Raw genomic sequence first — 25,224 nt, forward strand, 5'->3', positions numbered from 1 at the left:
CAAAAAATTAACGAACAGAAGGAGATTTTTATATGTCAGGAATTACACTTACAGAAGCTAACAAATTAACAGGCAACGCAATGCAGAAAGGTATCGTACAGACAATTGCACGAGAATCAGCCGTATTAGAGGTATTGCCTTTTGAAACTATTTTTGGTGCTACATACGGCTTTATCCGTGAAGAATCTGATGGTGGTGCAACTTTTCGGGCAGTAAATGAAGAATACATTGTTGAGAACCCTACCAACTCACAACACTTCGAGGAACTACGCAGACTAGGTTCTAAGGTTGAAGTTGACCGTTATATTGAATTAACGCAAAACATTCACAATGCCCGTGCGGAAGCTACAGCAAGCAAGGCAAAGGCTATAGCCAATCATTTTACCCAAACTTTCTTCCACGGTGATTCATCTGTAAACCCTATGGAGTTCGATGGGTTAAACAAGCGAATGGACATTGGTCAGGTGGTTGATGCGAGTGGATTCCCTTTGCACACAGGACTGATTCACCAGCTATTAGATAAGGTTCAGGGCAATGCTAACGTAATTTTTATGAACAAAAAAACACGCCGTAAAGTAAATGAATTATTCATGGCACAGAAAGCCTTCATTGAACCTTCACAAGATGCCTTTGGGCGACCTGTTCAACGCTTCGGTGAAGTTCGTATTGCAGTTGTAGAGGACATGTATATACCTGACAACGCTATCTATGCAATGTCACTTGGTCCTGACGCAGTAACTGGAATCCAAGCTGGTGAAATTACAGCAGTAGATAACGGGCTTAGAGGAACAATCTACGAAACACTTATCGAATGGTACGTGTCAATCGTTGTAGGCAATCCATACAGCGTTGCAAAGTTAACAGGCTTTACAATCTAGTAGCAATCTGAAGGCTTCAGCCACCTTCAGGTTGTTTTATTACCAGCTATGCCCCCATAGTTGTGTTGTCACCTCCATTAGTTCGTTATGAACCTTTGGGGGTGAATTTTTTTTGTATTCTTTTTGGTCTGAAGTGGGCCAATACGTTGTTAATGGTATGTAAGGGATAGAGTTATTCCTTGTAATTGTTCAGCCATTCCTTTCTATGTTGAATTCCTTTACACAAGATGATGCTGGTATTGATGCTTTTAAAGCTGATGTATTGGCATCTTTTTTTATGTCAGCTGTTCCGTACCAACGTGCTACAATAAGAACACAGCAATGGAGAAACCGAGAAATGGAGAAATGAACAATGGATGATAATGAAGCTAAAAAAAAGATTATGGATATGCTGGTGGATATGCAAGGCAACCTGAATGAACTGCATAAAGGCACGGATGGTATACTTGCAGACATGAAAGAAATGCGTACAAATATGAACACACGCTTTGATGCATTAGATGCACAATTTGATTCAGTAGATACACACTTTGATAGAATTGATAATAAGCTGGGTTCAATCGAAAGTAACCTTGATAGAATCAGTCAACTAGCTGAAGAAGAAATACAACGTGAAAAGAACCGAACCGCACAGTATAAAGAACTGTTAGATAGATTGAAGAATGGCACTCAATAGAGTGTATTAATCTGAAGGGGCTGAAAGTATGAACGCTGATAGAGAATATTTTTATGAGTTGGTAGATAAGATACCTGAAGAAAAGCTTTCAGAATTACGAATGGTTTTATTGAAAATGGCGATTCCTGAAGTCGAACCAACTGAAGAAGAACGTGAAGCAATCAAACGTGGTAAAGAACAGTATGAGAAAGGTGAGTTCGTTTCCTTTAAAAATTTAGAGGAAATGGAAAGATATTTCATGTCAGAGGACGACACGGAAGACTGAACGGGCTTCTTTTTTGGAGAAAGAGAGAAAGAATCTTATTAGATTATCCAATCAACAAAATAAAAACTATTTAATCGTTATACTTTTTTGATATAAAGGTTGTGGGATTAGACTGCCTTATATTATACTATATTTAATTCGGTCTTATTTCGAGAACTGTAATATTGAATTAGCTTAAAATATAACGATTGTTTAAATAAAATTTAACTAGGTCGGGGGTTCGAATCCCTCCTGGGACGCTAACTTAAGCCTTACAGCCACAACGGTTGTAAGGCTTTTTATTTTTATACATAAATGTATATTTTGTTATTTGGTGCCCAGAAGGTCCCTGGGCAGCAGAATTTAAATGAACTGATACAAGAAGAATACCTAGAAGGACAGATATTAACCAATAGTGATGTTACCACTATTCAAAATAATTTTTGGGGCATTACGATGGATGCTCGTATTACTGATATTAAGGAAATTCACGAAACTGGTGGATTTAGTATTGAAGCTACATTCGAGAATAATCGTCCTACGTTAATACAGAAAATTAAACAAGAGCTATCCCAAATTAGTGGGGAAGTTAGAAGATAAAGTTGGTCTTCCACAATAATCTGTGGAGGGCTTTTATATTGGAAATGAAGGTGAGAACAGTGGTGGAAACAATTAATAATTGGATGCCGATTGTATCAGCATTAATTGCAGGTCTTTTATTCATTTGGCGCATTACTAACAATCTGAATAAAACGCTACTCAGTTTAACTAATGGCATAGATAGATTAAATCAACATTTAAATGAGGTAGACGAAACCTCAAAAGATTCTGCAAAGCGTATCAATAATCATGAAGTGCGAATTGTTGTGCTGGAAAAAGTAGCAGGTATTCAAAAGAATAAAAAGGAGAGTGTGCAACATGAAGATTAATTGGAAAGCGCGTTTACAACACATACAGTTTTGGATGTCATTAATTGCATTACTACTAGTGCTCGCTAATCAAATAGCGGGCATTTTTAATGTCGATATTACGATTTACAACGACCAAATTACAGCTATTTCAGAAACGATTCTGAGCATTTTAGGTCTGCTTGGTATTATTATCGACCCAACAACAAAAGGTGTTTCAGATAGTCGACTAGCAATGGATTATGACAAACCAAAGGATGGTGAAATTAAATGAGTACAAGCGTAACAACTACATGTCGAGATTTAGCCGAACTATTACCAGTTGCACAAACAGCTTGTAGATTACTATTCCAAGAGTGTTATAAGGCAGGTATTAAGAACATCTTCATCACTGAAACGTACCGGAGCCAAGAACGACAAAATTACTTATATGCTCAAGGGAGAACACGACCAGGGCAAATTGTTACTTGGACACTAAACAGTAATCATAAATCACGTCTAGCATGGGACATCGCTGTTGGCCCTCCACAATCATTATATGATTTGACAACGCTGAATCGAATTGGAGCTATTGCTAAAAAGCTAAGCATTGAATGGGGAGGCACATGGACAGGTAGTATTGATCGACCGCACTTTGAAGTTAAGTCATCTTGGAAGATACCGAAAGGCTATAAATTAGAAGGACAAGTAATTGTTCCAAGTAATAGTAAAATGCAAGTTCAATTAATTGTGAAAGACAAACCAAAGGAGGAAATTAAAATGACAAATTGGAATCCAGGTTCACCAACTATGAAAACAGAGGCTGAAAATTATATCGCCAAGGCAGTTAAAGACGGTATTATTCAAGCTTCGCATTTGAAAGATTTACAAAGTGGAGCGATGACTACAGACCGTTTGATTGGATTGTACATTACTATTCAGCAAAGACGTAATAAATAAGCAATGAGGACTAGCAAAGCTAATTTAGCCGAGCTAGTCTTTTTTTATTGAATGATACTAAAATTGACAGCTTTTTGAAAGTTATTACTAAAATGTGTGGACAAAAATAAATTAAGATTTCAAGTGTTCTAGTGATAAGTTCACAAAAAACCTTACTTTCTTATTAAATAAAATTACGAGTGCGCCAAAAAATGGCGTGATAAGTGGCGTGACTTGGCGTGAATCAAGAAAAATAGTCGAATACCGTCAAAAAATGGCGTTTATAACGACACTTATTGGCGTGAATATTCGATTGAATTCCCTCTTTAAGTAATGTTAAGGTAATGGTAACTCGAGGTAGTACAGTTATGTTATAACATTTCAAAGTAAGACCGCATTAAAATTCACATGAAAATTTTAATTACAGTGATGATTAATGAATACAATAAATACATGGGAGAGTTAGCAAAATGACGAAAAAAAATATTCTAAGAAGTTTAATATTAGCAGTCTTTAGTTTTATTTTAGTAATGCCATCTGCATTCGCTGCTACAGCAATTGTAGATAATGATGCTACATCTAGTCAACCAGGATGGAACCAATCAGAAGGTCCTTGGAAGTGGAGTTCTGGTTCTGGCTATAATAATGACTATAGATCAATACCTGCTAATACATCTAGCATTGGTGCCTATTATTTATGGCATTACAACGTTCAGTCGGTAAATGCATCTTATTATGTATATTTAGCTAATCCTTCGTTCAATTGTCCAAGTGCTGCATATCAAATAGGAGAATATGGAGGATGGGTTAATGTAAATCAAAATACAGCACCTACTGGTTGGACTTATTTGAAACAATATAAAGGGACTCATCATTTTATCAATTTATCTCCTGGTCAATCTACTAAATCAGGAACTATTGGTGCAGATGCAACGAAACTTGTTTATTAATATAAAATTAGGAGGCTTAATAATGAAAAAAAGAATTGTTTATCCACTAATGATGGCATCTATTATTGGTTCTGGGGCATTATTAGTTAGTTCCAATAATAGCGAAAAATATTCTGGAAGTATAACAGCTGAAGCTGCAACTTATGATTCTGCAGATGTTATAAAAAATATAGATTCAGAAAAAATAAATGTTCAAAACTTGATGTTAAATTCTATAGATAATTTTAAAACTGCAAAAGGTTCATTTACTTATTATAGTAATTCAGGGAAATATAATTTGAATGTTGAATACAACGTTAATCTAACAGAAAATCCTAAATCATATGAAAAAGTACAAAGTCTCGAATTTAATTCAAAAGATAATTCTTTTAAAAAAGCATCTTTTGAGCCTGGATATGAAGAAAGTTTATATGATGGGAATTCTTTTACTAAAAGTAGATCAGCCGATAACCAAATAAATGGTTTAGCAAGAAGTGCTGATGCTCAAACTTCAACTGTAGAAGCGAGACCAGCTACTAAGGAAGAACGTGAGTTTAAAAAAGGTACAACAATGGAAGAACGTATTGAAAAAATGCCAGGTGGAGAAAAAGCATATATAAAAAGGGTTGATCCATCTTTAATGGGAATAGCAAAAACTTCTTTATTCCCTGAAGACATAGCTATGGGGTTATTAGAGAATACTGATTCTTGGAATATCACTGGTGAAGGAAATATTTCAGGGATTAAGACTTTTGTAATTCAAGGAAAGTTGAATAATGATTATGCGACACGTTACAATGCTCAAGATTTCGAATTAGAAGTTGATCAAAAAACAGGCATATTATTAGTGTTTAAAGCAATTGATTCAAATGGAAATGTTAAAGAATCAATAATAACTAATGAAATTGAACTTAATTCAGTATTAGATTCAAGCTCATTTAAACTTTCTAATAACTAAGGTAAGCAGTTCATCAAAAGCCCAGGTACTCAATTAATTTTGAGCCTGGGCTTTTTTTATTTATATGATTGGTATATTTGGTAATTCAAAGTATACTCTAATTAAAGACGTATTTTTCATATACATAATTAGGAGCGATGAAGCAATGGTTAAAGCTTTAAATTGTCCAAACTGTGCTGCAACATTTGATCCAACTGAAAATATTTGTGAGTACTGTGGTAGTTATATTATTACATCAGAAGCAAAACAAATTACTTATGATTCTAATGATTTCAAACTCACAAATAAAAAAATCTTCTTCCATGAGATTGAAATGAATAAAAATGAATTTCCTATACGCTCAGGTGTAGCGAATATGTATTATAGCGCAACTAAATCGGATGGTGGGCGACTATTATTAACAAATCAACGTTTAATTTTTTGCGCCCATGCTATAAATTTAAATCCTAATTTATATTGGGAAGTAAATTTAGATGAAGTAGATCAGGCTAAACTCGGTTTAAATCTTCTTATAACGCAAAGAATTCATATTCTTGATGAAGAAGATAATGAAACAATTTTTGTCGTTTATGGCGGGAAACACTGGCTAAATGAATTAGATCATGCTTTAAGCATGGTTAAATAGGACACATAATAGAAAAAACCAGGTACTCATTATTATGAGCGCCTGGTTTTTGGAATGTTTTAAACAACTTCTCCACTATCCCGTGTGCTAATAAACTTCCATGTAATCCCTATGCTATATTCCGAACGGTCGCTAAACTCTCCTTAATGATGCTATTCTTTGGTTTTGAAGAATTCAATATTCTCTTTCATCAAAATACATATCAATTAGATACAGCGTTCTTTCTTTTGTTAAGGAAGTACGAATTTCTAGTGCTGTCATAACGCCCACTTCCTCCGGATCTCCTACCTCTCTATCCCGTGATTTAATCCAAGCTAGTTCCTCCTTTTTTAGCGCATCCATATTTTCTGGTGAAAGTTTTTTTCTTAATAGACCATAGATTCTGTTAAGCTCATAATCCCAAGCTTCATCTGCTTCCCGCATGGATATTGTATCGGATGCATTATTCATTAGATCAAAAGCATATAGGATGGATTTCGAATAACTAGAACTTCTTGATATATCATTTGCTGAAGTGGTATCTGTTTGCATAGGAGTATCTTCGTTTATAGATTCTGTTTGTGATGAAGCATCCTCTTTTTCAGTTACTTCTGAGTTAGCTGCCATGTCCATTATAGGAGTACTATCTCCAATCTGAATGCCAGATGTACCGTTTGCATCTGTAATGTCAGTCTTTAAATCGGCAAGATTACCATATTTGATTGTGCCCCATGTAGGCTCATTGTCGTTTTCTTGAGGTTCATAGTCGTTTTCTGCATTTTCTTGAGGTTCAGCTGATGCTTTATCTTTTAGTTTTGCTTCCTCACCACATGCAGCGAGTAATAATGCTGATAATGCACCAACATAAATTAGTTTTTTCATTACACAAAATCCCCCTTTTACTTCCGTAATTACCATTCTAGGTAATTTGGTGGAAAAAGTACATATAAAAAAACAGACAACTGTGATTAGTTATCTGTTTGTAAAACATTCAACATTAATTCCTTAGCCTTTTCAGCTACTTCTTTCCCGAAAAGCATTTCAACTACCATTTCTTGAGTACCGGTCATTTTGGCACATTCCATTAAAAAATCTAAATACATTGTGGTTTCATTTCTTTCTATTTTAGAAATTGTAGATTGACCTGTATTTAATTTATGAGCTAGTTCTTCTTGTGTTAATCCAGCGTGTTTTCGAATAGTTTTTAGAATTTTACCTGTATCAATTTCATTAAAATTCAAATCACTCCACCTCATTTTCTACTATTGTGAATAGTTCATTCATGTCTTTAATATCAAAAACATTCACTAGCTCATTGATCGCGTGCTTTGTATAACTTTTAGTCTTATTGTTGTACAACTCGCTGATTGTACGAGCTGAAAGTGTAGTTCGCTCCGCTAAATCTTTTTGTTCCCATTCACGTTCTGCAAGTAAAACCCTCAATTTTAACTTAACTATCTTCGCCATCTACTCACCACCTTATTCTTATTTATCCGTAATTAAATAATAAAATACATAATACATTTACGCAATTTTTATTTGACTTACGAAATTCGTAAATGTAATATGTGTTTAAAGAGTTTATTCGTAATTTAAAACCGAATTGCGAAATTAAAAAACGAAAGACGGAATTATAATAAACAATTATTTCAAACTAGAGCAAGAACGTTCTAACTATTTTTAGAACAAATGCTCGTAATTATCAACGGTGAAGGGGTGTAGGGTCATTTGAAAGGAACTATCAAGCACAATGAATCCAATGAAGTTGTTGAGTTCGCAACTATGTTACTAGGGATTATAAACGAGGATTTAGCAGCTGTAGAAGAAGAGTTTAAGTAGTAGGAAGCTGGAATGAAAGTGAGGTGAAAAACGATGGCATTTGAATACTTAGCAACTTATAAAACATTTGAATCAATAGCAGATATGGACACAGCTGTAGAAAATCACATGGCAGCACATTACTATGATTTGACTGAATCAGAGCGTGCCATCGTTTTCAAACTTGCTAGTCACAGCTTAGAGTATCCAGGGGCTTGTCATTTGAAAGCTGCAACAATTGCTGCATCATTGGAGATCAGTACAAAGACAGTTTACCGTTCAATTAAGAAATTAGTTGAGAAGGGCATCATCGAAAAAGTACCAGGTACGAAATTAAACGGTATCAAAGGGGCTAGTATTTATCGCATTTTACCTTATGTCCCATCGAGCGTGTCCCAACGAGAGATAGCCGACAAAGCTAGTAATGACGAGGTTTGTTGTACACAATCTGAAAACCAACCATCTAATTCTTTTAATCTTTTAAGTTCTAAACAAGCAAATAATATTATGAGTCTTGAAAATGAATTAGCTTTGCAAGCTGAAAAGAAAAAAGAATACATGAATGAGTACCAAGTGATGTTATTCGACTTCATGCACTCGTTGCCTTTACGTGACGATTTAAAAGACCAACTGCATAAGTGCATATTGGCTACTCAAATTGATACGGTACAAGCCTTCCACACTGCTAAAAATGTACTGTTTAAAATTACGAGAGATATTGCGAACGGTACATTAACAATTGCTAGTACATTAAGAGCTATATTTGTAGGGGCATATAGTAAGGCTGTGGAGCGAATAAAAAGCATGTCTAATAAATCACCATCTATAGATGAAACTCCATCTAAAGAACGTCCAGTGCCTTTCTATAATTGGTTAAATGAACGTGATGTCATTCCACAATCAACAAATAATAGACCAGCGATTGATAATTGGTTGGAGTGGTAGAGAGGGTAATATTATATGTCTCATTTTAAATATATGGAGCATCAGGTCCAACTAACAATATTTGATTTATTAGGTCAATATGAAGAAATTTAAAATTAGAAAGCCTCCTCAACTGTGAATAAAATTAATGATAAATAAAGGAATTAACAATGGAAATAGTTATCCAAATAAAATTGCTATGAGGTATTATTATACTATAGGAGCTGGTTAGTTGAAGAAAAAATAGTTCTATAAACTTAGAAAAAGGAGTAGTGACTATAAGATTAAGATAAAAATGAAATAATATTAAATAACAAGATTGATTGATTTACTTTAGTTTGTTGAGATGTAAAAATGATAAATTTAACAAATGAACAGCTAATAACATCACGAGAAATTTTATTAATCAAGTGCTAATTCGTAAAACATAAAACAAATATCATAGGGAGAAAAACATGAAAATTAAATCCATTAACATAGTAAATAATCCAATATTAGGGAATTTGAATTTAAATTTTTGTGATACAAATGGTATGCCATTTAATACTATTTTACTAGCTGGAGAAAATGGCACAGGGAAGTCAACAATATTAAATATTATTTATAATATTATAAACTTAGAACCACCAAGAATAGTAACTGATGAAAAACAAACATTCGTCTTTGAATTGAACGAAGATGAAATAAAAGGACTTTGTGCTTCTGAGCAGCTAAAAAACATAATCGGAAGAAACAGTAGTAAAAATGAACTCACTATTACTAAAGACTTTTCTTTTGGTAATAATTGGTACGGTTTAATATCAAGTATTTCTCAAGAAGATGGAGATCCAATTCCATTTGACGGTACTGTTTTTATGGATTTAGAAGTGAAAAGCATCTTTAAAGGTATTTTTTCAGATGTCGAAGTAAATTATAATCCAAATGATATTAGATCAATATCTTCTTTAGATGTTGATTTATTAGCTCAAAGAAATATTAGATCTTCAGAAAATTTAGCAACTGAAATTACTCAACTATTAATTGATATTGAAGCATTAGATAGTAGCGAATTTTCTGAGTGGGCTGGAAATAATCAGGATAGATTGGTCTCAGAGGGTATTAGAGATAAACGAATGAGTAGGTTTAAAAATGCATTTCATTCTATGTTTCCTACGAAAAAATTTAAAAAGATTGTTAATACTCAAGAAGGGAAGAAAATAATATTTGATGAGCATGGTAAAGAAATATCATTAAATAATCTAAGTTCGGGTGAGAAACAAATAGTATTTCGTGGAAGCTTTCTTCTTAAAAATAAATTTTCGACGCAAGGTGCAGTTGTTCTTATAGATGAACCTGAAATAAGTTTACACCCTAACTGGCAAATAAAAATTTTAGATTTTTATAAATCACTCTTTAAAAATAATAGTGAGATACAAACTTCACAACTTATTGTAGCAACACATTCTCCGTTCGTAATTCATAATGAGAAGCAAGAAAAAGATAAAATTATTGTTTTAGGAAAAAGTGAGGGTGGTGTTTATGTAGAACCAGAACCTAGCTTTTTTGGTTGGACACCCAAACAAGCGGTGACTCAAGCTTTTGATATCAAATTGAATTATGATAAAGATAAATTAATAGTTTTAGTTGAAGGACCTACAGATGAGAAATATATTAATAAAGCATTAGAAGTCTTTGGTATAAATCACCTACCTGTTATTGTCCAATGGATAGGTAGAAAAGAAGCAGCTGGTGACAAATTCACAGGTGATACAGCTTTAAATCAAACAAAAGAATATTTATTGTCGAATAATAATGTCTATGACAATAAATTTTTACTTTTATATGATTCGGACACTAAAGCTAAAGATGAAGATTTTGATTATGCAAATTTATTTATTCGTAAGTCACCCAAAAATGAAGAAAATGAACTTTTCAAGATAGGTGTTGAAAACTTATTAACTCTGCCTCAAGATTTTGAAAAGGATAAGTTTTATAAAACGACTACGAGAAAAGATAATTATGGAGGAGAGATAGTAAATAGAAGTCTTGATAAGATGGCTTTATGTGATTATATATGTAACGAATTAGATGAGTATAAACAAAAATTGTTTTTAAGTAAAATAGAAACAGAAATATTATCAATAATCAAAGAAATAAATGAAAAAGAACTAGTCAATATTTAATAAACCATGCAAAAAAAGACCACTCCATGATGGGTGGTCTAAAAAGTAAGGTAAACAAAAGGTAAACATTATAGCTGTTAACTATTGATGTATCAGCATTGTGGTATGTCCTCCTGGGACGTCCTAAAATTAGTCACAAACCTTTGATACAATTGGATTTGTGAGAAACTAGGGATTCGGTCAGGGCTTCGGTCACTGTTACTGAATCCCTTTTTTATTACCCTAAGAAATTACGTGAATATAGTACCGAAATTATCTTCCAATTCAATTGAATGGAGGATTTTTTTATGACCAAAAAGTCGGGATTATTTGATGTAGATTTCTCACTGACAACTAAAGAGCTTACCGCTTCTATCAAAGGGGAGAAGTCAACGGCTGCACGTTACAAGCTCTTTTCAGAAGCGGTGAGAACTATTATAAGCCAGGAGGTTAGTGGCTATAGACTACGTACCATCAAGGATTATGATACAGTACTGATGAATTTCTCAAGGAGTACAGGAGTTACCTATTTAGAAAAAATCACAGTAGACACTATTTACTCAAGGCTTGATAGTATGCATGTAGTGAATCAAACAAAGCTAACACGCCTAAAGGTTCTGAAATCGTTCTTAGGCAAATGTTTCACCAATGGTTGGTTGAGCTTGAACTTTTGGCAATTAATGTGAAGGTAGATAAGAAGTTTAAAAAGGGAGCAAAGCCGAATGATATTGCAATCTTAGTGTCATTAATTGATAAAAGTACATTCATTGGTCTGAGAGATGTAAACAGCTATTTTAACGATGTACAAGACAGGGATTCGCATTAACACTCTAGGACAATTCAACGAGCGACATATTGATTGGGGAAGCTAATTGGAATCCTAACAACTATTTCCTTAACTACCTCTTAGGAGAGTTTAACGAGCCTATAGCACCTGTGAGCGTTAATAGTGGAGCAGAGGAATCATTTCACACAGGTTATCTAGTCGTTGCTGTACAGCCCATGCGTGGAGTTACAGGGTTAGTTGTGAGAGCATAACAAAAGGATTTGCGTGTAATGAATTGTTATCACGCAAGCCCTAGATTGTTGGAGTTAAAAATTTATTATTGTTTCGGAAATTAAATCTTTGGAATTGCGCCCGATTCTAAATTTTCATAAACAAACCTTGAACAAAGACCCCAATAAGAGGAATGGTAATATTCAGGATATTCAATGAGAAGTTGAGAACGTTCAATCCACAATTGAAGTTCTTTTGATTCAGCTGTATTTTCCATCGTACCTAGTAATTGAGATAACTTTTGAATTTTTCCTCTGTCCTCTCCCCGAACCGTATCTCCTGTGAAAACATATAAGGTATTAAGGAAATAAGAAGTATGTTTACATTGCTCATCCTCAACAAATGTACAAATCATCGGTATATTTTCAAATTTATAGATGGCGAGTTCCCAATCTTGCACAGGTTCCATTTCATCACTATATGCCCATTTTTTTATTTCTTTTTGTGTAGGATTCCAAGGGTCTTTAAACATCATTTTGTGCTCCTTTAAATGTAAACTAGTATAAATTTCCTTCAAAATTATAACATGGAAGATTGTTCATTGGTAGGGAAATGGTAAATGTGTAATGAATGAGATTGTCTGTTACTAAACAACGACACGATAAGGGCTAATTGCTTTAGAAGTCTATTCATCGATAAAGCACAACGATTCATGGGGAATTTCCTATATGATAGTCAAATTAAATAGTGAGCCGTATCGAAGTAGAACATAAGGGGAAATGTATCTTCATCTAGAGTCTATGAAAGTGTACAGTTATTTCGTAGAGATGCTAGGGTGTCAACGAGTTCGATTACATTAAACGACTATTTAGCAAGCGCATATTTTAAGTATTGGGAGCATATGAGGTGTTGGGCAAATAAAGGTTGATGCTCATTCGTTTAGATGAAAGAGATGTTATTTTTAAACAATATTAATTCCTGCACTTGCGTAACCAGCCATAGCGACTCCTGCTTCCAATACATGAAATACCATAATTAAACTATCACCTACAGCTACCGACACAGGTGGGATATTAGCTGTTCCAAAAGATATTTCTCCTATTCCTGAAAGTGCTGTTATTGATGGAGCCAAATCAACACTTGCACTTGTAGCAGTGAAACTATTACTACCTACAGGTGCACGGAATATCTGAGCTCGAACTGTCGCAGTTTCTAAGTCCAATACCCCTCCTAAATAGGTGAATGACGCCGAAATAGATGTAATATTACCGCCACGTGAAACAGTGAAGGCTTCATTAGGAAGTCCAATTAAGTTAATTGTATTACCAATAAGAGGAACTAAAGATACAGAACTACCAAAACCTATAAGACCGACATTGTTAGTACCATTGCCAAAATTGTCACCGATTAAAATAAATTCAAATCCAGAGGAAAATGGAATTATGGATCCGCCAATAGGAATGGAAGTACTGATGCAATTAATATCATTAGCCGTAAATGTTCCGAAATTATCGCATTTTTTAATAGTTAATGATTCATTATTACTCCCACAATTATTCATGTAATGGTTATCTCCTTTTTGTCTTTATAATATGCGTTAAAGGGGAGGAGGACAAAGGCTATCATGCTATTGATTGAAAACAATTTACATATGATTTATCCGCCTAAAGAAAAAAACGTCACAGCGGTTAAGCAATGACGTTTAGCGATGTTACTGATCTCGTGATTTATTTTTAGTTATGTGTAACAGGTCCTTATTAAAGTTCAGGTGTCTCAGTGAAGACGTATATTTGGTACTTTGGATTATGGCGATTAAAAACCTCCACCGATTTTTTTGTATCTTAGTAATTGGAGGTTTTATGTAATTGATATTAAGATATCAAAACGAAAAATAGCTTACAAATAAAAAATCCGCCTATTTTTTGTCTGTGAAAAATTGTTCTATATACTGCTCTTCTTCCTCGGGGCTTAACAAACGAGTTGCTCTCCCTGAATTTGTTGAGTCATCGCCACCTTGCATCTCCCAAATTGCGTTATGATCTTCTACAGCATGAGAAAAATCACCTTTCGACCATCTTTCCAATATTGAAACGTAAAGTTCTTTAAATTTATAATTGCTTTCTTTGGAAATTTCCAATAATCGGTCAACTTTGGCCTGTGTTATTTGCTCACGACCCCATTGTGATTCAGCTTTCACTTTTTGGTGAGACATGCTATGAATGGCTTCGTTTACTTTGTGCTCTATTAAGTTGTCAGGATAAAGCAATTCTTCTTTTGTAACAATTTTATTTTCAAGCGGTACTCCAGCATTTTCAACAATTGCTTTTTCTTTTTTGGGAGCAGGTTTTTCTATTTGTTCGGTGAATTTGATGTAACCAAAAATTCCACCAAAAGTGAACAATATTCCAATGATAACGATAGTCGCCTTTGTTTTTCTTTTCATGTTATCACCCTTCTATAATTCTGTATCATTATGCAATGTTGTGTTGGTTTATATTGTGTAATTAGGATAATAATAACACAATATTGAAATAACCTGTAGTTATGGCAATGAAAAGTTGAAACGTACAGTATAAGTGACAGGTACTCTCCGATATACAGAGTACCTACATAATTGCATTTAACGAACGCAAAATGGCGTTGGTTGATTTAATGAGCGCATAATTAGTAAACAATGCTGAAGCCTATTTTGAAAGTTTATCAGTGACTGAAGTAGAGCAGATGAATAATGAGATTGGTTTTGACAAAAGCTTAAAAATGCAAAATAGTGAAATAACACCTAGTTTCATTCCTGCAATTTTAATCTCTATCACAAAATATTTGATAGGAACGGCAGGTGCAGTTATTTTTTATCATGTAATTACTTATGGTATTATTAAAGCGTGCAAAAATTTAAAAGGTGATATTGGTTCTTTACAGATTTTTGTGAAACAAATGGATGGCTTTAATAAAAAATAAAAACTGAGGAGGGTTTACTTATGAAATTTTTAGATAGTAATTTTTTTATTTTTATTTTGGCTTTTGTAATTGCTATTGCGTTTGTCAACCCACCTGTAATATATGATTTTAAAAGTATAATTTATTTTTCTATTTATATTATGATTTTAATTTCAGCTGGATTTGTTACATTAAAGTTTTTATTTAAGATGTTTGATTTGGCTGTTTTGAAATTTAGTAAGAACTGAAAATTGCGTTTTCATGTCTAATATAGCTGTAAACCATTGATGTATTAGCATTTGTAGTATGTCTCCTGGGACGTCCAAAAAGCAGGTTTCAGGCCGTTAGGGATAAGGGTTTGAGAGAAATTAGGGATATGGTCAGGGATTCGGTCCGGATGACTTTATCCCTTTTTTTGTACCCTTAAAATTATATTACGAGACCAGAATCATCCTCCAATCAATTCTTGAATGGAGGACTTTTTGAAGTGGATGTTGATTTAAACCGTTTAAAGTGTTTTAAAATGAGGCAACTGTCATGAAAAACGAGAAAAACCTCCTATCTTACTTTTCAAAGTTTTGAGGGCTATTTTAATGTAATGATTGTATAAAATTTAAATTCATATGTACTTTTTTTATAAAAAATCTTGAATTGAATCTTCAAATTTAAAAATTTCGAGTAAAGAATAGTTTCTTTTAGATATGTTTATTCCGTACTCTGGAAAGCTTTTTTGTCCAGGTTTATCATAATTTCTGTCAACAAATATTTCATTCGGTACTTCCCAAGCTTGAGATGGAATAAGGAAAATATCTGGTAGCTTTCCAGCTTCAAATATAAGCAAAGCAAGATAAAGATTTTTATTTGTTATATCAAACTTGCTTTTTTGCATAAATACGTAGCCTGTACCTCTTAGGGATTTCACTTGTATCTCACAGAAACGGTTATTCTTATCTTTCACTACAAAATCTATTCCGTGGTCATCCACCTCCGAAGTATAAACATCGCATCCGTAAGAGGCAAACTCCATTTTAGTATAATATTCTGCATATCTCCCCAATTGTTGGGGCTTAAGTTGTGTCCAATTAGTATTTGGCATAATTCTTCCTCCGAGTTATTCTAATTTGTTAGTGTTCTTATTATTGGTATCTATTTACCAAATAATAATATGCGGTGATAAACTTATGTTGATAGCTTCGTGGTAAACCAGAGACTAAGATAGCTTAATTGCCATCTTGGTCTTCCTTATAATGCATTTTAAAATACTTTAACTTTCATTAGAGGAAGGTGACGGTCAGGGAATACTGTAGATGGAGTAGAGCCAATGTTCTTTGCACCCATTTTTAAATAAAAACCTTCTGCATTAGGTTCACTATCAAGAGTAAATTCGTTTATTCCTAACTCCTTTGCTTTATTTAATAAATGGTCCCAAATCATTCTACCTAACCCTTTACCGATATAATTAGGATCTATGAATAATGCATCTAATTTTCGTTCATTAATTGTAAAGCTATAAAATGCTACTATCTTGTTGTCACTCTCCATTAAATAAACTGGATTTTCTTCTATGTACTCTTTAGTTACAGTCAGATCATCTTTACATTGTTGTAGAAAATCTTCTGTATATCCCCAGTAGGCTTTTGACTTATAGGCTAAATTGCTTAAAATGTTACAATCTTTAACTTTTGCACTTCTAATTAGCATAAAAAAATTCCCCCCCGATAAATCATTTTTTGTTTGCCGTTTTGCTTGGTAATATAATATAAATTCCATAATTTAATTATGCCATAAATCTTAATCGCCCAAGCCGCTTTTCGAGAAATTGGATCTTAAAACGTTCTACTCGCTACCGACACCAAAAAGTATCTATTTCTACCAAGATAACGCATTGCCACAAGGAAGGAACTACGGTTGGCATCCGAATATGTCCAGACGGCGCGGCCTAGTTCCGCCTGATTGTAGGCGACGGTGATCACTTTACGGATACGCGTTTCAGACCGGCAATGGTGGCACAGAAATTTTACGAAGCAGGTCCTGTCTGATTATTGGAAGCAGGATTAAGTTAATAATTAGCCTTTATCAACCATAAAAAGACCTCTCTGTGATGAACCGCGCCTCTCCGGTTATTAGACATATCTAATAATTGGATGTGGGGTTCAAGTGAGGGTGTTTTTTTGTATTAGACTGCTTTAAATATGAAGGACAAAGCATTATAGAGAACGGCTAAAGCCTTTCTATAATCAATTGGGGACCGAATTAACACTAACATTATTATACAGTGGATGGTAGAATATAGATTATTAGTAAATCATACTGAATCTAAGATAAAACGGTGTAGGGGGAAATAATGAAAAAATTATTGATTGTGTTACTGGCAGCATTTGTATTTGCGGTAGTAAATCCAACGAAATCAGAAGCAAAAGTGATGTATGATGGAGCAGAAGTTGTAAAAGGGCAAACGGGAAAAATGACCTTTAAAAAAGATATCAAGGTGTACAAGAAAAATCCAAATGGCACATTTGATTCGTTAATGGTTAAGCGAAATAAATTCTTTAGAACGTATGATATCGAAAAATATGATGGCAAAATATTTTACCAGATGGGGGAATACCGCGTTCAAGCAACGGATTTAGTAGTTTTCAAAGAAGTACCAATAGAAATTCGTTCATCTTTCTATAACAATCCAACTTATATTGTTAGTACTCGTGATGGTATTAATAATAGCAAATATTACGGATCGTACTTCAAACTAGAAGGACCATGGGGTATTTATTTCGAGAATACAAAGAATGGACAACTACTGAAGTATTGTGACAGTGGTGATGGCAGTGAGGAATCTTGTCTTGAGTATCCTGGTACAGACCTTAAAATCGTTGAGACAATATCGAGAGAAAGAGGTGTACGTTATGAACTAACAAGAGATGCAGAGGGGAAGAGCGTACCATTAAAAGAATCTAAAACTGAAAGAATGATGAAAAAGGGAAGTACTGTTTTTTCAAGGTATGATCGTGAAATTAATGGTTATATATATGTAACTGATGACTTAGAAGGAAAACTCGATAATGCTGTTTATCTTCCAATGAATTCACTAAAGCCAGTTAAAGATAAGTAATAGATTAGAAATTATAGAATGCCCTCTTATTTATTTGATAAGGGGGCTATTTTGTTGTATTTATTCTTCTTTTTGACCAAAAACGATATAAGAAAGTACCTTCTTTGTCGTAGATTTCCCTTCATCCAGCCGATTTCCGTACATGCATCATATACAAAGCTTCATTTTCATGCTATTTCACCCCGTTAAAGATTCCTTATTAGAATAATTTACATAAAAAACGGAAAGAAATATGTGTAAAAATGTTGGAGTTGATCGTGATGGAATTTGATAAAGAGAAAGAAATTTACTGCTACAGCTGTCGTAAAAAAACTATATTTACGCGTATAGATATGCAAAATAAAAGTGGGGTAGACAGTCACTGTAGTGAATGTTCCGGTTTTTGGTTTGAATGGCAGAATCGAGCCGTAGAGAGAGAAGTGGAAAAGTGGATTGACTATAATAAAGGGCTTGTAAATTAGCATAAGGATCAATTTAGATCTACATGAGAAGAGCGAAAACTTATAAAAAGAGTTATAATATAGGAAGAAACTCAATGTAAGAGAGATGGATATTAACATGAACGAACAATTAGTAGATTGGATTACACGATTTCAAAAGGAGAAAGATATAGAGGCCCTCGCAAACTTAAAAGACTATTGCTACTATATGATTGAACCTTTAATTGAGGAATTTACGGAAAAATACGGTGAAGATGCTGGGGAATTATTACGGTTAAAATGGGATAAGCGTTTTTATTTTATTTTTACTAAGTATCAATTAAATGTTGGGCTGCCTTTAGATTCTTTCGTTAAAAATACGTACCGTTTTTATTTTATGCAGGTTTTAAAGAAGGCAGGCTATTGAATTAAATAGTAGGGGAGTGTTTGGCTCCATGAAAAAAACCCTTGTCTCGTATAAGAACGAGCCAAGGGTTTACTTGTTTTATCCTGCATTTTTATTGATACATCAAATCTTCTGCAAGGTGAGTAAATACCTCGCCGATAATGGAGTCTTCATCATAAACGGAAGAACCTGTATTTTCCTCAGGTTGCGCAAATGGAATTTGAGCAATGATACTTGTCTGAAGCTCATCTGCTAGTTTTTCTGCGCCACCTTGACCGAATAAATAGTTCTTTTCACCATTTGAATTTTCAAAGTAAGCCATGTTTTCAATAACACCAAGAATCGTATGGTTCGTATGTTGAGCCATCAGACCTGCACGGGAAGCAACATGAGAAGCTGCAAGGTGTGGTGTTGTGACAATAATCTCCTGTGCTTGTGGAATCATTGCCGCCATATCAATGGCTACATCTCCTGTACCAGGTGGTAAATCGATAAGGAGATAATCTAATTCATCCCAATGTGTATTGACAAGGAAATTGCGAATCCATTTGTTGAGCATTGGACCACGCCACATGACAGGTTGGTTTTCGTTTGTGAAAAAGCCCATCGACATGATTTTTACACCATGACTTATTACTGGAATAGCTGTTTGGTCAATCATTGTTGGTTTTTGATGAACCTTCATCATGGCCGGAATACTGAATCCATATATGTCGGCGTCTAAAATACCTACACGCTTTCCAAGACGGGCAAGAGCTACTGCTAGGTTAATTGTCACGGTAGATTTACCGACGCCACCTTTACCACTAGTAACTGCTATAAATTTGACACCAGAATCAGGTAGCAGCATCTTAGGCATACCTTTATCCGTAACTTTTTCTGATTTTAAAGAAGCTGTTAAACTACGACGTTCGTCATCTGTCATAGAACCAAATGTAATGGAGACTTTTGATGCACCGATCGCCTTCAACGCTTCCTCAACATCTTGTTGGATTTTAGCTTTCAAAGGACATCCAGGAATAGTCAAGATAATATCAAGTGAGATATCAGTACCGTTGACTTGAATATTGCGTACCATATTCAAGTCAACGATGCTTTTATGAAGCTCTGGATCATCGATTTTCTGTAAAGTTTTTAAAATGTGTTCGTTCGTTAGCATGTAAGAAATTACCCTCCTATTTTAGGCCTTTGCCAAGCCCTTTTAAGAAGTGAACGCCAAAGTTTACGGCACGATTAACATCTGGATCGTTTAACATTTTGAACAACTTAAAGGCACTAACTTTTTCGTCAGATTCAGCGGCTTTGTTCGCTTCATCTAAGCCAGTATTTAAGCTCTCAATAAGCTTTGTTGTTGTTTCTGGATTCAGTTCAGTTAATGCTCCTGCAACACCCATTAAGTTGTTGATGATATTCGTAACAGGCTTACGCGTTAATTGGCCTAGAGCAATATGTGCTACATCTTCTTTAGCTTCAAGTAGTTTCGTAGCTGCTTCTAGCGCGCCAATGTCATTTAATTCGGCCATGATCGTAAAGACCTGATTCACCATTTCTTCATTCTCAGAAAGAAGCTGCTTTAAATTGTCTAACTTTTCTTCCTTTAGTTGTTCTTCTGTTACTTGTGCTTTCTTAATTGTCGTAATTGGTGCAGCCATGAAATCACTCCCTTTCGTTAGTTGTTAAGTGAACGTAACCAGGACGATTCCATTTACGTTGTACCTCAACACCATTTTGTGGATGACGTTTTTTATAACGTGGGTTTGTTCTAGGAAGTGGCGATTTTCCTTTTTGTTTCAATACTTCTACACGTACTTTTGTTTGTTTGTACGCTGGTGTCGATGTATTGATGTCTCCAGCCGGTCCTGTTAAGAAATTAATCGCTGAATCTTTGCTAACAGAGTTCATTGGTAAGAATAGTTCATTTCCTTGTACTCGATCTGTCACTAGGGCATTTAATTTTAATGCGCCTTGTGGAGACACTAAGCGAAGAAGAGCTCCATCTTCAATGCCACGCTCTTTTGCTAGTTCTGGTGATACTTCAACAAAAATTTCAGGTACTTTCGATTGAATCCCTTTTGATTTATTTGTCATATTACCTTCATGGAAGTGTTCAAGCATACGACCATTGTTAATATGGCAATCATATTGTGCTTCATATTCAACCGGTCTAATCCAATCATTTAAAGCAAAACGAGCTTTTTTGTCAGGGAAGTTAAAGCCATCCTTATACAGTAAAGGTGTGTCTTTACCATCATGGCTACCCCAACAGAAGCTACCCCAATTTTCTAATACATCATAGTTCGCTTGCGAGAAGAATGGAGCAAGACTAGCCATTTCAGCAAAGATTTCACTTGGGTGACTGTAATTCCAGTCAGCACCTAGGCGACGTGCTACTAATTGAAGGATTTCCCAATCGGCTTTTGATTCACCAAGTGTTGGTAATACTTGATATAGTCGTTGCACACGACGCTCTGTATTCGTGAACGTACCTTCTTTTTCAAGAGAAGGTGCTGCTGGTAAAATAACATCCGCATATTGTGCTGTACGTGAAAGGAAGCAATCTTGGACAACAAAGAAGTCTAATTGTGAAAGTACTTTATCTACATGGTTAGCATCGCAATCTACAAGTGCCATATCTTCCCCAACTAAATACATGGCTTTCATTTTACCTTCCATGATCGCATCTAACATTGCCATATTCGTACGACCTGGTTCAGGTTTGATTTTCACACCATATGCTTCTTCAAATTTCTTACGTGCTTCGTCATCTATTACTTTTTGATTACCTGGTAATAGATTTGGTAGTGTACCCATATCACAAGCACCTTGAACATTGTTGTGACCACGAAGAGGGTAGGCACCTGCACCTGGACGACGATAGTTACCAGTAGCTAGAAGTAGGTTAGAAATTGCAGCTGATGTATATGAGCCACCTGTATTTTGTGTAACGCCCATACCCCAAAGTACACATGTACCGTCAGCATCACGAATCATTTCAGCAACATTTATCAATGTTTCTTTTGAAATGCCCGTTTCTTTTTCTGCATATTCTAGTGTGTATGTTTCAAGTACATCTTTAAAATCGTCAAAGAAGTGCACGTTTTCTTTAATGAAGGCTTCATCATGCCAACCTTGATCGATCATGTATTTTGTAACGGCCATTAACCATACTTGGTCTGTACCTTGCTTTGGACGCATGAAGATATCAGAGCGCTCAGCCATTTCATGTTTACGAACGTCGGCAACAATTAATTTTTGACCGTGTAATTTATGGGCACGTTTTACACGAGTAGCTAAAACAGGGTGACCTTCTGCAGGGTTTGCCCCAACAATAATAACAAGGCCAGCTTTTGCAATATCTTTGATCGTTCCAGCATCGCCACCTATACCAACTGTGCGTAGTAGGCCATCTGTAGCTGGAGATTGGCAATAGCGTGAACAGTTATCGACATCGTTTGTTTCGAATAATTGACGTGCCATTTTTTGAATTAAGTAGTTTTCTTCGTTTGTAATTTTTGAAGAAGAAATAAAGCCGACAGAACCAGAACCAAATTCTTTTTGAATGCCACCTAGTTTAGAAGCGATTAAGTCAAGCGCTTCATCCCATGAAGATTCAACAAATGCATCATTTTTTCGAATTAATGGTTTTGTAATTCGTTCTTCAGAGTTGATGAAGTCCCAGCCGAATTTTCCTTTTACACAAGTAGAAATAGCATTTACAGGACCATCAGAAGGTTGCACTTTTAAAATTTTGCGGTCTTTTGTCCAAACTTCGAATGAACAACCTACCCCACAGAAAGTACAAACTGTTTTTGTTTTTTTCGTACGTTTACTACGCATAGCAGCTTCGACTTCAGAAACAGCAAAGATACCGCTATAACCTGGCTCAACTTCTTTAATTAAACTAATCATCGGATCTAATGTTTCTTGTTTAAGCCCCGTCATAAAACCAGCTTCGCCAAGCATTGATTTTTCCATTAAGGCATTACATGGACAAACGGTAACACATTGACCACAGCCTACACATGAAGAATCGTTAATGGCAACGCCTTCATCCCAAACTACTTTTGGTCTTTCCGCTTCCCAATCAAGAGATAATGTTTCATTAACTTGTAAATTTTGACAAACCTCTACACATTGACCACATGCGATACATTGGTTCGGATCATATCGATAAAACGGGTGTGACATGTCTACTTCATGCGGTTCAACTTTTGGTTGATAAGGATATTTTTGATGTTCGATTTCCATTAATTCTGCAGTGTTGTGTAATGTACAATTTCCGTTGTTATTATCACAAACTGTACAGTACAGCAAATGATTTTCTAGTAAACGATCCATCGCTTCTGTTTGTGCAGCTTTCGCTTTATCAGAAGTAAGTTGGATATCCATGCCGTTTACTGCCTTTGTTGAACAAGAGCGAACTAATTGTCCATTCACTTCGACGATACATGTATCACAAGTTTCGATAGGATCAACAGATGGTACATGACAAATTTGTGGATGGGCGATGCCATTTTGATTAATGGTATCAAGTATTGTAGCTCCCTCTGCTACATCGTACGGTTGGCCATTAATTTTAATTGTAGTCAAAGTATTTTCCTCCTTTTGCTCTTTGAGACTTATTTGACAACAGGTTAATACTTAGGATCAATCGGGAATAGCGTTACGAGTTTTTATTTTGATTGTCTTGTTATCATGTCATTTCCCGATTTGTCCATTGTCTACACCAACATAGATGTAGAAACATTAAGTATTAGTTGTCGGTGTTGATATTGCGCAAAAATAAAAAAATCCACCATGAAAAGGCATGTACTAACATGCTATTTATTCATGGTGGATAAAATTCTTAACAGGCCTTGCTAAAAATTCAATCAACTTTTATTTTTTATCCAATATAACTATAGAATTTAAATATTAAAACCACCATGCCTATAGTTCAAACTCTTTGTATGAAACCATGACATAGGAATCAAAATACTTTTATTCCATATGTAATACCAATTATTATAGCCTTTTCAGCCAAAATGGACAATAATTATAATAAAAATTATTGAATGAGAATAATTATCATTGGATATTTTCTCTTTAATTTTTATTTAAGTTGCTATATTATTAACAAACTGTAAGGGTGACCCCCATAAACATAGGATAAAAAGATTAATTACGTTGGGAGAATCGTTAAAATGTCAAAAAAAGTGCATGAGTTCAACGACATTATTCGAAAACTACGCAAAGATATATTTGGAAAAGGACCAGAGCGTATTCATACTGTTTTCGTAGAGAACATGGCTGTCTCAACTTTATATGGTAATATCACACCAACAGAAAAATTTATTGCGAGTACGCCTGAAGGGTTAAAAATGGTTCATGCTGCACGTACAAGAATGATTCAAGATTTGTATACTAAATCACCACCAGAGGGCATGGAAGACCTGATGGGCACTAAGTTACTCCATTTATTTTCAGATATTAAAATTGAAGAGGATTTTGCTATTTCTGTCTTTGTTTTTGAAGATAATATTAGTGAATAAAGGGGATGCCGTAAATGGAACGTGCAGTAGCAAGAGAAATAATACGTGTTGAAGGTAATCAAATCAAAGAAATAGAAGATACCGTTGTCACAGAATACGCGGTCACAGTGAAGATTAATGAGCAAGAATTTGTGACGATGGTTTGCACACCGGAGTATGTAGAAGATATGGTTATTGGCTATTTGGCCTCTGAACGAATTATTCGCGATTACGAAGATATTGAAACCATTTGGCACCAAGAAAAGGAAGGGTTTGTGCATGTTAAAACAAAACGTGTGAATCCTTACTTTCAACAAATTCAAAATAAACGTTACATTACTTCTTGTTGTGGCATGAGCCGCCAAGGGTTTGTGTTTGCTAATGATGCATTAGTAGCTAAAAAAATGGAAGGCATTCATGTGCAAATTACAACAGATGATTGTTTTCGTTTAATGCGCGATATGCAAGATTTGGCTGAAACATTCAAACAGACCGGTGGTGTTCATAATGCCGCGCTTTGTGATGCGAATGGTGTTATATTAAGCCGAATGGATATTGGGCGTCATAATGCCTTAGATAAAATTTATGGTTATTGCCTCAAAAACAACATTAGCATTCAGGACAAAATTATCGTATTTAGCGGAAGGATTTCATCTGAAATTTTACTTAAAGTTTCGAAGATTGGCTGTGAAATTGTGCTGTCCAAATCGGCTCCAACAGAATTAGCATTGCAATTGGCAGAGCAACTCGGTATTACGACGGTAGGCTTTATTCGCCAAAATACACTTAATATTTATACACACAAAGAACGTATTCATTTACCTACTAAAATGAAAGGAAGAGATTAA

At 34.8% G+C, this 25,224-nt stretch carries 31 protein-coding genes; 20 read left to right on the forward strand and 11 right to left on the reverse strand.

All coding sequences use genetic code 11. The features are described 5' to 3' along the window. Window positions 1–32: 32 nt before the first annotated feature. The 10 genes from MWJ95_RS12140 to MWJ95_RS12185 all read left to right on the forward strand — a co-directional run bounded on the left by MWJ95_RS12140 (window position 33) and on the right by MWJ95_RS12185 (window position 6,136). Window positions 33–878, forward strand: coding sequence for a major capsid protein (locus tag MWJ95_RS12140; RefSeq protein WP_249105760.1), 846 nt, complete (start codon window positions 33–35; stop codon window positions 876–878). Between the two features lie 352 nt (window positions 879–1,230). Next, a complete protein-coding gene (locus tag MWJ95_RS12145) occupies window positions 1,231–1,554 on the forward strand; it encodes a hypothetical protein (RefSeq protein ID WP_249105762.1) in 324 nt (107 codons plus the stop codon). Window positions 1,555–1,582: 28 nt separating this feature from the next. Continuing rightward, the gene (locus MWJ95_RS12150; protein WP_249105764.1) at window positions 1,583–1,819 is read left to right on the forward strand and encodes a hypothetical protein; all 237 of its coding nucleotides are present in this window, start codon (window positions 1,583–1,585) and stop codon (window positions 1,817–1,819) included. A gap of 435 nt (window positions 1,820–2,254) precedes the next feature. Continuing rightward, complete coding sequence (locus tag MWJ95_RS24700) at window positions 2,255–2,398, forward strand: siphovirus ReqiPepy6 Gp37-like family protein (protein ID WP_249072829.1); 144 nt, start codon at window positions 2,255–2,257, stop codon at window positions 2,396–2,398. Window positions 2,399–2,436: 38 nt separating this feature from the next. Beyond that, on the forward strand, window positions 2,437–2,727 hold the full coding sequence (locus tag MWJ95_RS12160) for a hypothetical protein (RefSeq protein ID WP_249105766.1): 291 nt from the start codon (window positions 2,437–2,439) through the stop codon (window positions 2,725–2,727). After that, on the forward strand, window positions 2,717–2,980 hold the full coding sequence (locus MWJ95_RS12165) for a phage holin (RefSeq protein ID WP_249072827.1): 264 nt from the start codon (window positions 2,717–2,719) through the stop codon (window positions 2,978–2,980). Before MWJ95_RS12160 ends, MWJ95_RS12165 begins: the two co-directional genes overlap by 11 nt. After that, entirely contained in the window at window positions 2,977–3,645 is a 669-nt protein-coding gene (locus tag MWJ95_RS12170) for a M15 family metallopeptidase (protein WP_249105768.1), read from the forward strand. The genes MWJ95_RS12165 and MWJ95_RS12170 overlap by 4 nt, the downstream gene beginning before the upstream one ends. A gap of 449 nt (window positions 3,646–4,094) precedes the next feature. Beyond that, window positions 4,095–4,574 (forward strand): carbohydrate-binding protein, encoded by a 480-nt coding sequence (locus MWJ95_RS12175; protein ID WP_249105770.1) that lies wholly within the window; start codon window positions 4,095–4,097, stop codon window positions 4,572–4,574. A gap of 22 nt (window positions 4,575–4,596) precedes the next feature. Next, window positions 4,597–5,511: a hypothetical protein gene (locus tag MWJ95_RS12180; RefSeq protein WP_249105772.1), complete on the forward strand. Its 915-nt coding sequence runs from the start codon at window positions 4,597–4,599 to the stop codon at window positions 5,509–5,511. A gap of 145 nt (window positions 5,512–5,656) precedes the next feature. Further along, window positions 5,657–6,136, forward strand: coding sequence for a PH domain-containing protein (locus MWJ95_RS12185; protein WP_249105773.1), 480 nt, complete (start codon window positions 5,657–5,659; stop codon window positions 6,134–6,136). A gap of 174 nt (window positions 6,137–6,310) precedes the next feature. Here the strand turns inward: MWJ95_RS12185 and MWJ95_RS12190 are convergent, their stop codons facing one another. From MWJ95_RS12190 to MWJ95_RS12200, 3 genes are all read right to left on the reverse strand, one after another. Next, window positions 6,311–6,997: a lysozyme inhibitor LprI family protein gene (locus MWJ95_RS12190; RefSeq protein WP_249105776.1), complete on the reverse strand. Its 687-nt coding sequence runs from the start codon at window positions 6,995–6,997 to the stop codon at window positions 6,311–6,313. An 86-nt stretch (window positions 6,998–7,083) separates the two neighbouring features. After that, window positions 7,084–7,356 carry a helix-turn-helix domain-containing protein gene (locus MWJ95_RS12195; RefSeq protein WP_249105777.1) on the reverse strand — a complete coding sequence of 91 codons (273 nt, stop codon included), beginning with the start codon at window positions 7,354–7,356 and terminating at the stop codon, window positions 7,084–7,086. Between the two features lies 1 nt (window position 7,357). Continuing rightward, complete coding sequence (locus MWJ95_RS12200; RefSeq protein ID WP_249105779.1) at window positions 7,358–7,582, reverse strand: helix-turn-helix domain-containing protein; 225 nt, start codon at window positions 7,580–7,582, stop codon at window positions 7,358–7,360. Between the two features lie 405 nt (window positions 7,583–7,987). Between MWJ95_RS12200 and MWJ95_RS12205 the strand changes: the two genes are divergently transcribed. The 3 genes from MWJ95_RS12205 (at window position 7,988) to MWJ95_RS12215 (ending at window position 11,684) form a co-directional block, all read left to right on the forward strand. Further along, window positions 7,988–8,878, forward strand: a complete 891-nt coding sequence (locus MWJ95_RS12205) for a helix-turn-helix domain-containing protein (protein WP_249105781.1) — start codon at window positions 7,988–7,990, stop codon at window positions 8,876–8,878. A gap of 434 nt (window positions 8,879–9,312) precedes the next feature. After that, window positions 9,313–11,019, forward strand: coding sequence for an AAA family ATPase (locus tag MWJ95_RS12210; RefSeq protein ID WP_249105783.1), 1,707 nt, complete (start codon window positions 9,313–9,315; stop codon window positions 11,017–11,019). Window positions 11,020–11,306: 287 nt separating this feature from the next. Then, window positions 11,307–11,684: a hypothetical protein gene (locus MWJ95_RS12215; RefSeq protein WP_249105785.1), complete on the forward strand. Its 378-nt coding sequence runs from the start codon at window positions 11,307–11,309 to the stop codon at window positions 11,682–11,684. Window positions 11,685–12,116: 432 nt separating this feature from the next. On the opposite strand, the gene MWJ95_RS12220 is transcribed toward MWJ95_RS12215, so the two are convergent. The 3 genes from MWJ95_RS12220 to MWJ95_RS12230 all read right to left on the reverse strand — a co-directional run bounded on the left by MWJ95_RS12220 (window position 12,117) and on the right by MWJ95_RS12230 (window position 14,438). Then, the gene (locus MWJ95_RS12220; RefSeq protein ID WP_249072818.1) at window positions 12,117–12,530 is read right to left on the reverse strand and encodes a hypothetical protein; all 414 of its coding nucleotides are present in this window, start codon (window positions 12,528–12,530) and stop codon (window positions 12,117–12,119) included. A gap of 426 nt (window positions 12,531–12,956) precedes the next feature. Next, window positions 12,957–13,556 carry an exosporium glycoprotein BclB-related protein gene (locus MWJ95_RS12225; protein WP_249072817.1) on the reverse strand — a complete coding sequence of 200 codons (600 nt, stop codon included), beginning with the start codon at window positions 13,554–13,556 and terminating at the stop codon, window positions 12,957–12,959. 354 nt (window positions 13,557–13,910) lie between these two features. Next, on the reverse strand, window positions 13,911–14,438 hold the full coding sequence (locus MWJ95_RS12230) for a DUF6241 domain-containing protein (protein WP_249072816.1): 528 nt from the start codon (window positions 14,436–14,438) through the stop codon (window positions 13,911–13,913). Between the two features lie 260 nt (window positions 14,439–14,698). Here MWJ95_RS12230 and MWJ95_RS12235 point away from each other — a divergent pair, with 260 nt between their 5' ends. Both MWJ95_RS12235 and MWJ95_RS12240 read left to right on the forward strand, forming a co-directional pair. Further along, window positions 14,699–14,953 carry a hypothetical protein gene (locus tag MWJ95_RS12235; RefSeq protein WP_249072815.1) on the forward strand — a complete coding sequence of 85 codons (255 nt, stop codon included), beginning with the start codon at window positions 14,699–14,701 and terminating at the stop codon, window positions 14,951–14,953. Window positions 14,954–14,973: 20 nt separating this feature from the next. Beyond that, entirely contained in the window at window positions 14,974–15,180 is a 207-nt protein-coding gene (locus tag MWJ95_RS12240) for a hypothetical protein (RefSeq protein WP_249072814.1), read from the forward strand. A gap of 386 nt (window positions 15,181–15,566) precedes the next feature. On the opposite strand, the gene MWJ95_RS12245 is transcribed toward MWJ95_RS12240, so the two are convergent. Then, window positions 15,567–16,028, reverse strand: coding sequence for a DUF4365 domain-containing protein (locus tag MWJ95_RS12245; RefSeq protein WP_249072813.1), 462 nt, complete (start codon window positions 16,026–16,028; stop codon window positions 15,567–15,569). 158 nt (window positions 16,029–16,186) lie between these two features. After that, window positions 16,187–16,633 carry a GNAT family N-acetyltransferase gene (locus tag MWJ95_RS12250; RefSeq protein ID WP_249072812.1) on the reverse strand — a complete coding sequence of 149 codons (447 nt, stop codon included), beginning with the start codon at window positions 16,631–16,633 and terminating at the stop codon, window positions 16,187–16,189. Between the two features lie 643 nt (window positions 16,634–17,276). Here MWJ95_RS12250 and MWJ95_RS12255 point away from each other — a divergent pair. From MWJ95_RS12255 to MWJ95_RS12265, 3 genes are all read left to right on the forward strand, one after another. Continuing rightward, window positions 17,277–18,041 (forward strand): hypothetical protein, encoded by a 765-nt coding sequence (locus MWJ95_RS12255; protein WP_249072811.1) that lies wholly within the window; start codon window positions 17,277–17,279, stop codon window positions 18,039–18,041. A gap of 260 nt (window positions 18,042–18,301) precedes the next feature. Next, window positions 18,302–18,502 (forward strand): hypothetical protein, encoded by a 201-nt coding sequence (locus MWJ95_RS12260; RefSeq protein ID WP_249105787.1) that lies wholly within the window; start codon window positions 18,302–18,304, stop codon window positions 18,500–18,502. A 97-nt stretch (window positions 18,503–18,599) separates the two neighbouring features. After that, on the forward strand, window positions 18,600–18,887 hold the full coding sequence (locus MWJ95_RS12265) for a hypothetical protein (RefSeq protein ID WP_049667586.1): 288 nt from the start codon (window positions 18,600–18,602) through the stop codon (window positions 18,885–18,887). A gap of 91 nt (window positions 18,888–18,978) precedes the next feature. Here the strand turns inward: MWJ95_RS12265 and MWJ95_RS12270 are convergent, their stop codons facing one another. From MWJ95_RS12270 to fdhF, 3 genes are read right to left on the reverse strand one after another with little or no spacing between them, the layout of a single operon-like run. Beyond that, complete coding sequence (locus tag MWJ95_RS12270) at window positions 18,979–20,025, reverse strand: Mrp/NBP35 family ATP-binding protein (RefSeq protein WP_249072809.1); 1,047 nt, start codon at window positions 20,023–20,025, stop codon at window positions 18,979–18,981. 16 nt (window positions 20,026–20,041) lie between these two features. Next, window positions 20,042–20,518 (reverse strand): helical membrane plugin domain-containing protein, encoded by a 477-nt coding sequence (locus MWJ95_RS12275; protein ID WP_249072808.1) that lies wholly within the window; start codon window positions 20,516–20,518, stop codon window positions 20,042–20,044. A 4-nt stretch (window positions 20,519–20,522) separates the two neighbouring features. Further along, window positions 20,523–23,456 carry a formate dehydrogenase subunit alpha gene (fdhF, locus tag MWJ95_RS12280; protein ID WP_249105789.1) on the reverse strand — a complete coding sequence of 978 codons (2,934 nt, stop codon included), beginning with the start codon at window positions 23,454–23,456 and terminating at the stop codon, window positions 20,523–20,525. 593 nt (window positions 23,457–24,049) lie between these two features. On the opposite strand from fdhF, the gene MWJ95_RS12285 reads away from it, so the two are divergent. Together MWJ95_RS12285 and fdhD are read left to right on the forward strand one after the other, a co-directional pair. Beyond that, entirely contained in the window at window positions 24,050–24,397 is a 348-nt protein-coding gene (locus tag MWJ95_RS12285; protein WP_249105791.1) for a Na-translocating system protein MpsC family protein, read from the forward strand. A gap of 14 nt (window positions 24,398–24,411) precedes the next feature. Beyond that, complete coding sequence (gene fdhD / locus MWJ95_RS12290) at window positions 24,412–25,224, forward strand: formate dehydrogenase accessory sulfurtransferase FdhD (RefSeq protein WP_249072806.1); 813 nt, start codon at window positions 24,412–24,414, stop codon at window positions 25,222–25,224.

Source organism: Lysinibacillus sp. Bpr_S20, assembly GCF_023337835.1.
GTDB lineage: Bacteria > Bacillota > Bacilli > Bacillales_A > Planococcaceae > Lysinibacillus.

Bases quoted from the DNA above. Each gene is read 5' to 3' on its own strand.
- MWJ95_RS12285 (WP_249105791.1), top strand. From the start codon at position 24,050: ATGTCAAAAAAAGTGCATGAGTTCAACGACATTATTCGAAAACTACGC.
- MWJ95_RS12255 (WP_249072811.1), top strand. From the start codon at position 17,277: ATGAAAAAATTATTGATTGTGTTACTGGCAGCATTTGTATTTGCGGTA.
- MWJ95_RS12180 (WP_249105772.1), top strand. From the start codon at position 4,597: ATGAAAAAAAGAATTGTTTATCCACTAATGATGGCATCTATTATTGGT.
- MWJ95_RS12265 (WP_049667586.1), top strand. From the start codon at position 18,600: ATGAACGAACAATTAGTAGATTGGATTACACGATTTCAAAAGGAGAAA.
- MWJ95_RS12220 (WP_249072818.1), bottom strand. From the start codon at position 12,530: ATGATGTTTAAAGACCCTTGGAATCCTACACAAAAAGAAATAAAAAAA.
- MWJ95_RS12165 (WP_249072827.1), top strand. From the start codon at position 2,717: ATGAAGATTAATTGGAAAGCGCGTTTACAACACATACAGTTTTGGATG.
- MWJ95_RS12225 (WP_249072817.1), bottom strand. From the start codon at position 13,556: ATGAATAATTGTGGGAGTAATAATGAATCATTAACTATTAAAAAATGC.
- MWJ95_RS12230 (WP_249072816.1), bottom strand. From the start codon at position 14,438: ATGAAAAGAAAAACAAAGGCGACTATCGTTATCATTGGAATATTGTTC.
- MWJ95_RS12215 (WP_249105785.1), top strand. From the start codon at position 11,307: ATGACCAAAAAGTCGGGATTATTTGATGTAGATTTCTCACTGACAACT.
- MWJ95_RS12190 (WP_249105776.1), bottom strand. From the start codon at position 6,997: ATGAAAAAACTAATTTATGTTGGTGCATTATCAGCATTATTACTCGCT.
- MWJ95_RS12170 (WP_249105768.1), top strand. From the start codon at position 2,977: ATGAGTACAAGCGTAACAACTACATGTCGAGATTTAGCCGAACTATTA.
- MWJ95_RS12245 (WP_249072813.1), bottom strand. From the start codon at position 16,028: ATGCCAAATACTAATTGGACACAACTTAAGCCCCAACAATTGGGGAGA.
- MWJ95_RS24700 (WP_249072829.1), top strand. From the start codon at position 2,255: ATGGATGCTCGTATTACTGATATTAAGGAAATTCACGAAACTGGTGGA.
- MWJ95_RS12210 (WP_249105783.1), top strand. From the start codon at position 9,313: ATGAAAATTAAATCCATTAACATAGTAAATAATCCAATATTAGGGAAT.
- MWJ95_RS12185 (WP_249105773.1), top strand. From the start codon at position 5,657: ATGGTTAAAGCTTTAAATTGTCCAAACTGTGCTGCAACATTTGATCCA.
- MWJ95_RS12270 (WP_249072809.1), bottom strand. From the start codon at position 20,025: ATGCTAACGAACGAACACATTTTAAAAACTTTACAGAAAATCGATGAT.
- MWJ95_RS12145 (WP_249105762.1), top strand. From the start codon at position 1,231: ATGGATGATAATGAAGCTAAAAAAAAGATTATGGATATGCTGGTGGAT.
- MWJ95_RS12205 (WP_249105781.1), top strand. From the start codon at position 7,988: ATGGCATTTGAATACTTAGCAACTTATAAAACATTTGAATCAATAGCA.
- fdhD (WP_249072806.1), top strand. From the start codon at position 24,412: ATGGAACGTGCAGTAGCAAGAGAAATAATACGTGTTGAAGGTAATCAA.
- MWJ95_RS12200 (WP_249105779.1), bottom strand. From the start codon at position 7,582: ATGGCGAAGATAGTTAAGTTAAAATTGAGGGTTTTACTTGCAGAACGT.
- MWJ95_RS12275 (WP_249072808.1), bottom strand. From the start codon at position 20,518: ATGGCTGCACCAATTACGACAATTAAGAAAGCACAAGTAACAGAAGAA.
- MWJ95_RS12260 (WP_249105787.1), top strand. From the start codon at position 18,302: ATGGAATTTGATAAAGAGAAAGAAATTTACTGCTACAGCTGTCGTAAA.
- MWJ95_RS12240 (WP_249072814.1), top strand. From the start codon at position 14,974: ATGAAATTTTTAGATAGTAATTTTTTTATTTTTATTTTGGCTTTTGTA.
- MWJ95_RS12175 (WP_249105770.1), top strand. From the start codon at position 4,095: ATGACGAAAAAAAATATTCTAAGAAGTTTAATATTAGCAGTCTTTAGT.
- MWJ95_RS12140 (WP_249105760.1), top strand. From the start codon at position 33: ATGTCAGGAATTACACTTACAGAAGCTAACAAATTAACAGGCAACGCA.
- MWJ95_RS12150 (WP_249105764.1), top strand. From the start codon at position 1,583: ATGAACGCTGATAGAGAATATTTTTATGAGTTGGTAGATAAGATACCT.
- MWJ95_RS12250 (WP_249072812.1), bottom strand. From the start codon at position 16,633: ATGCTAATTAGAAGTGCAAAAGTTAAAGATTGTAACATTTTAAGCAAT.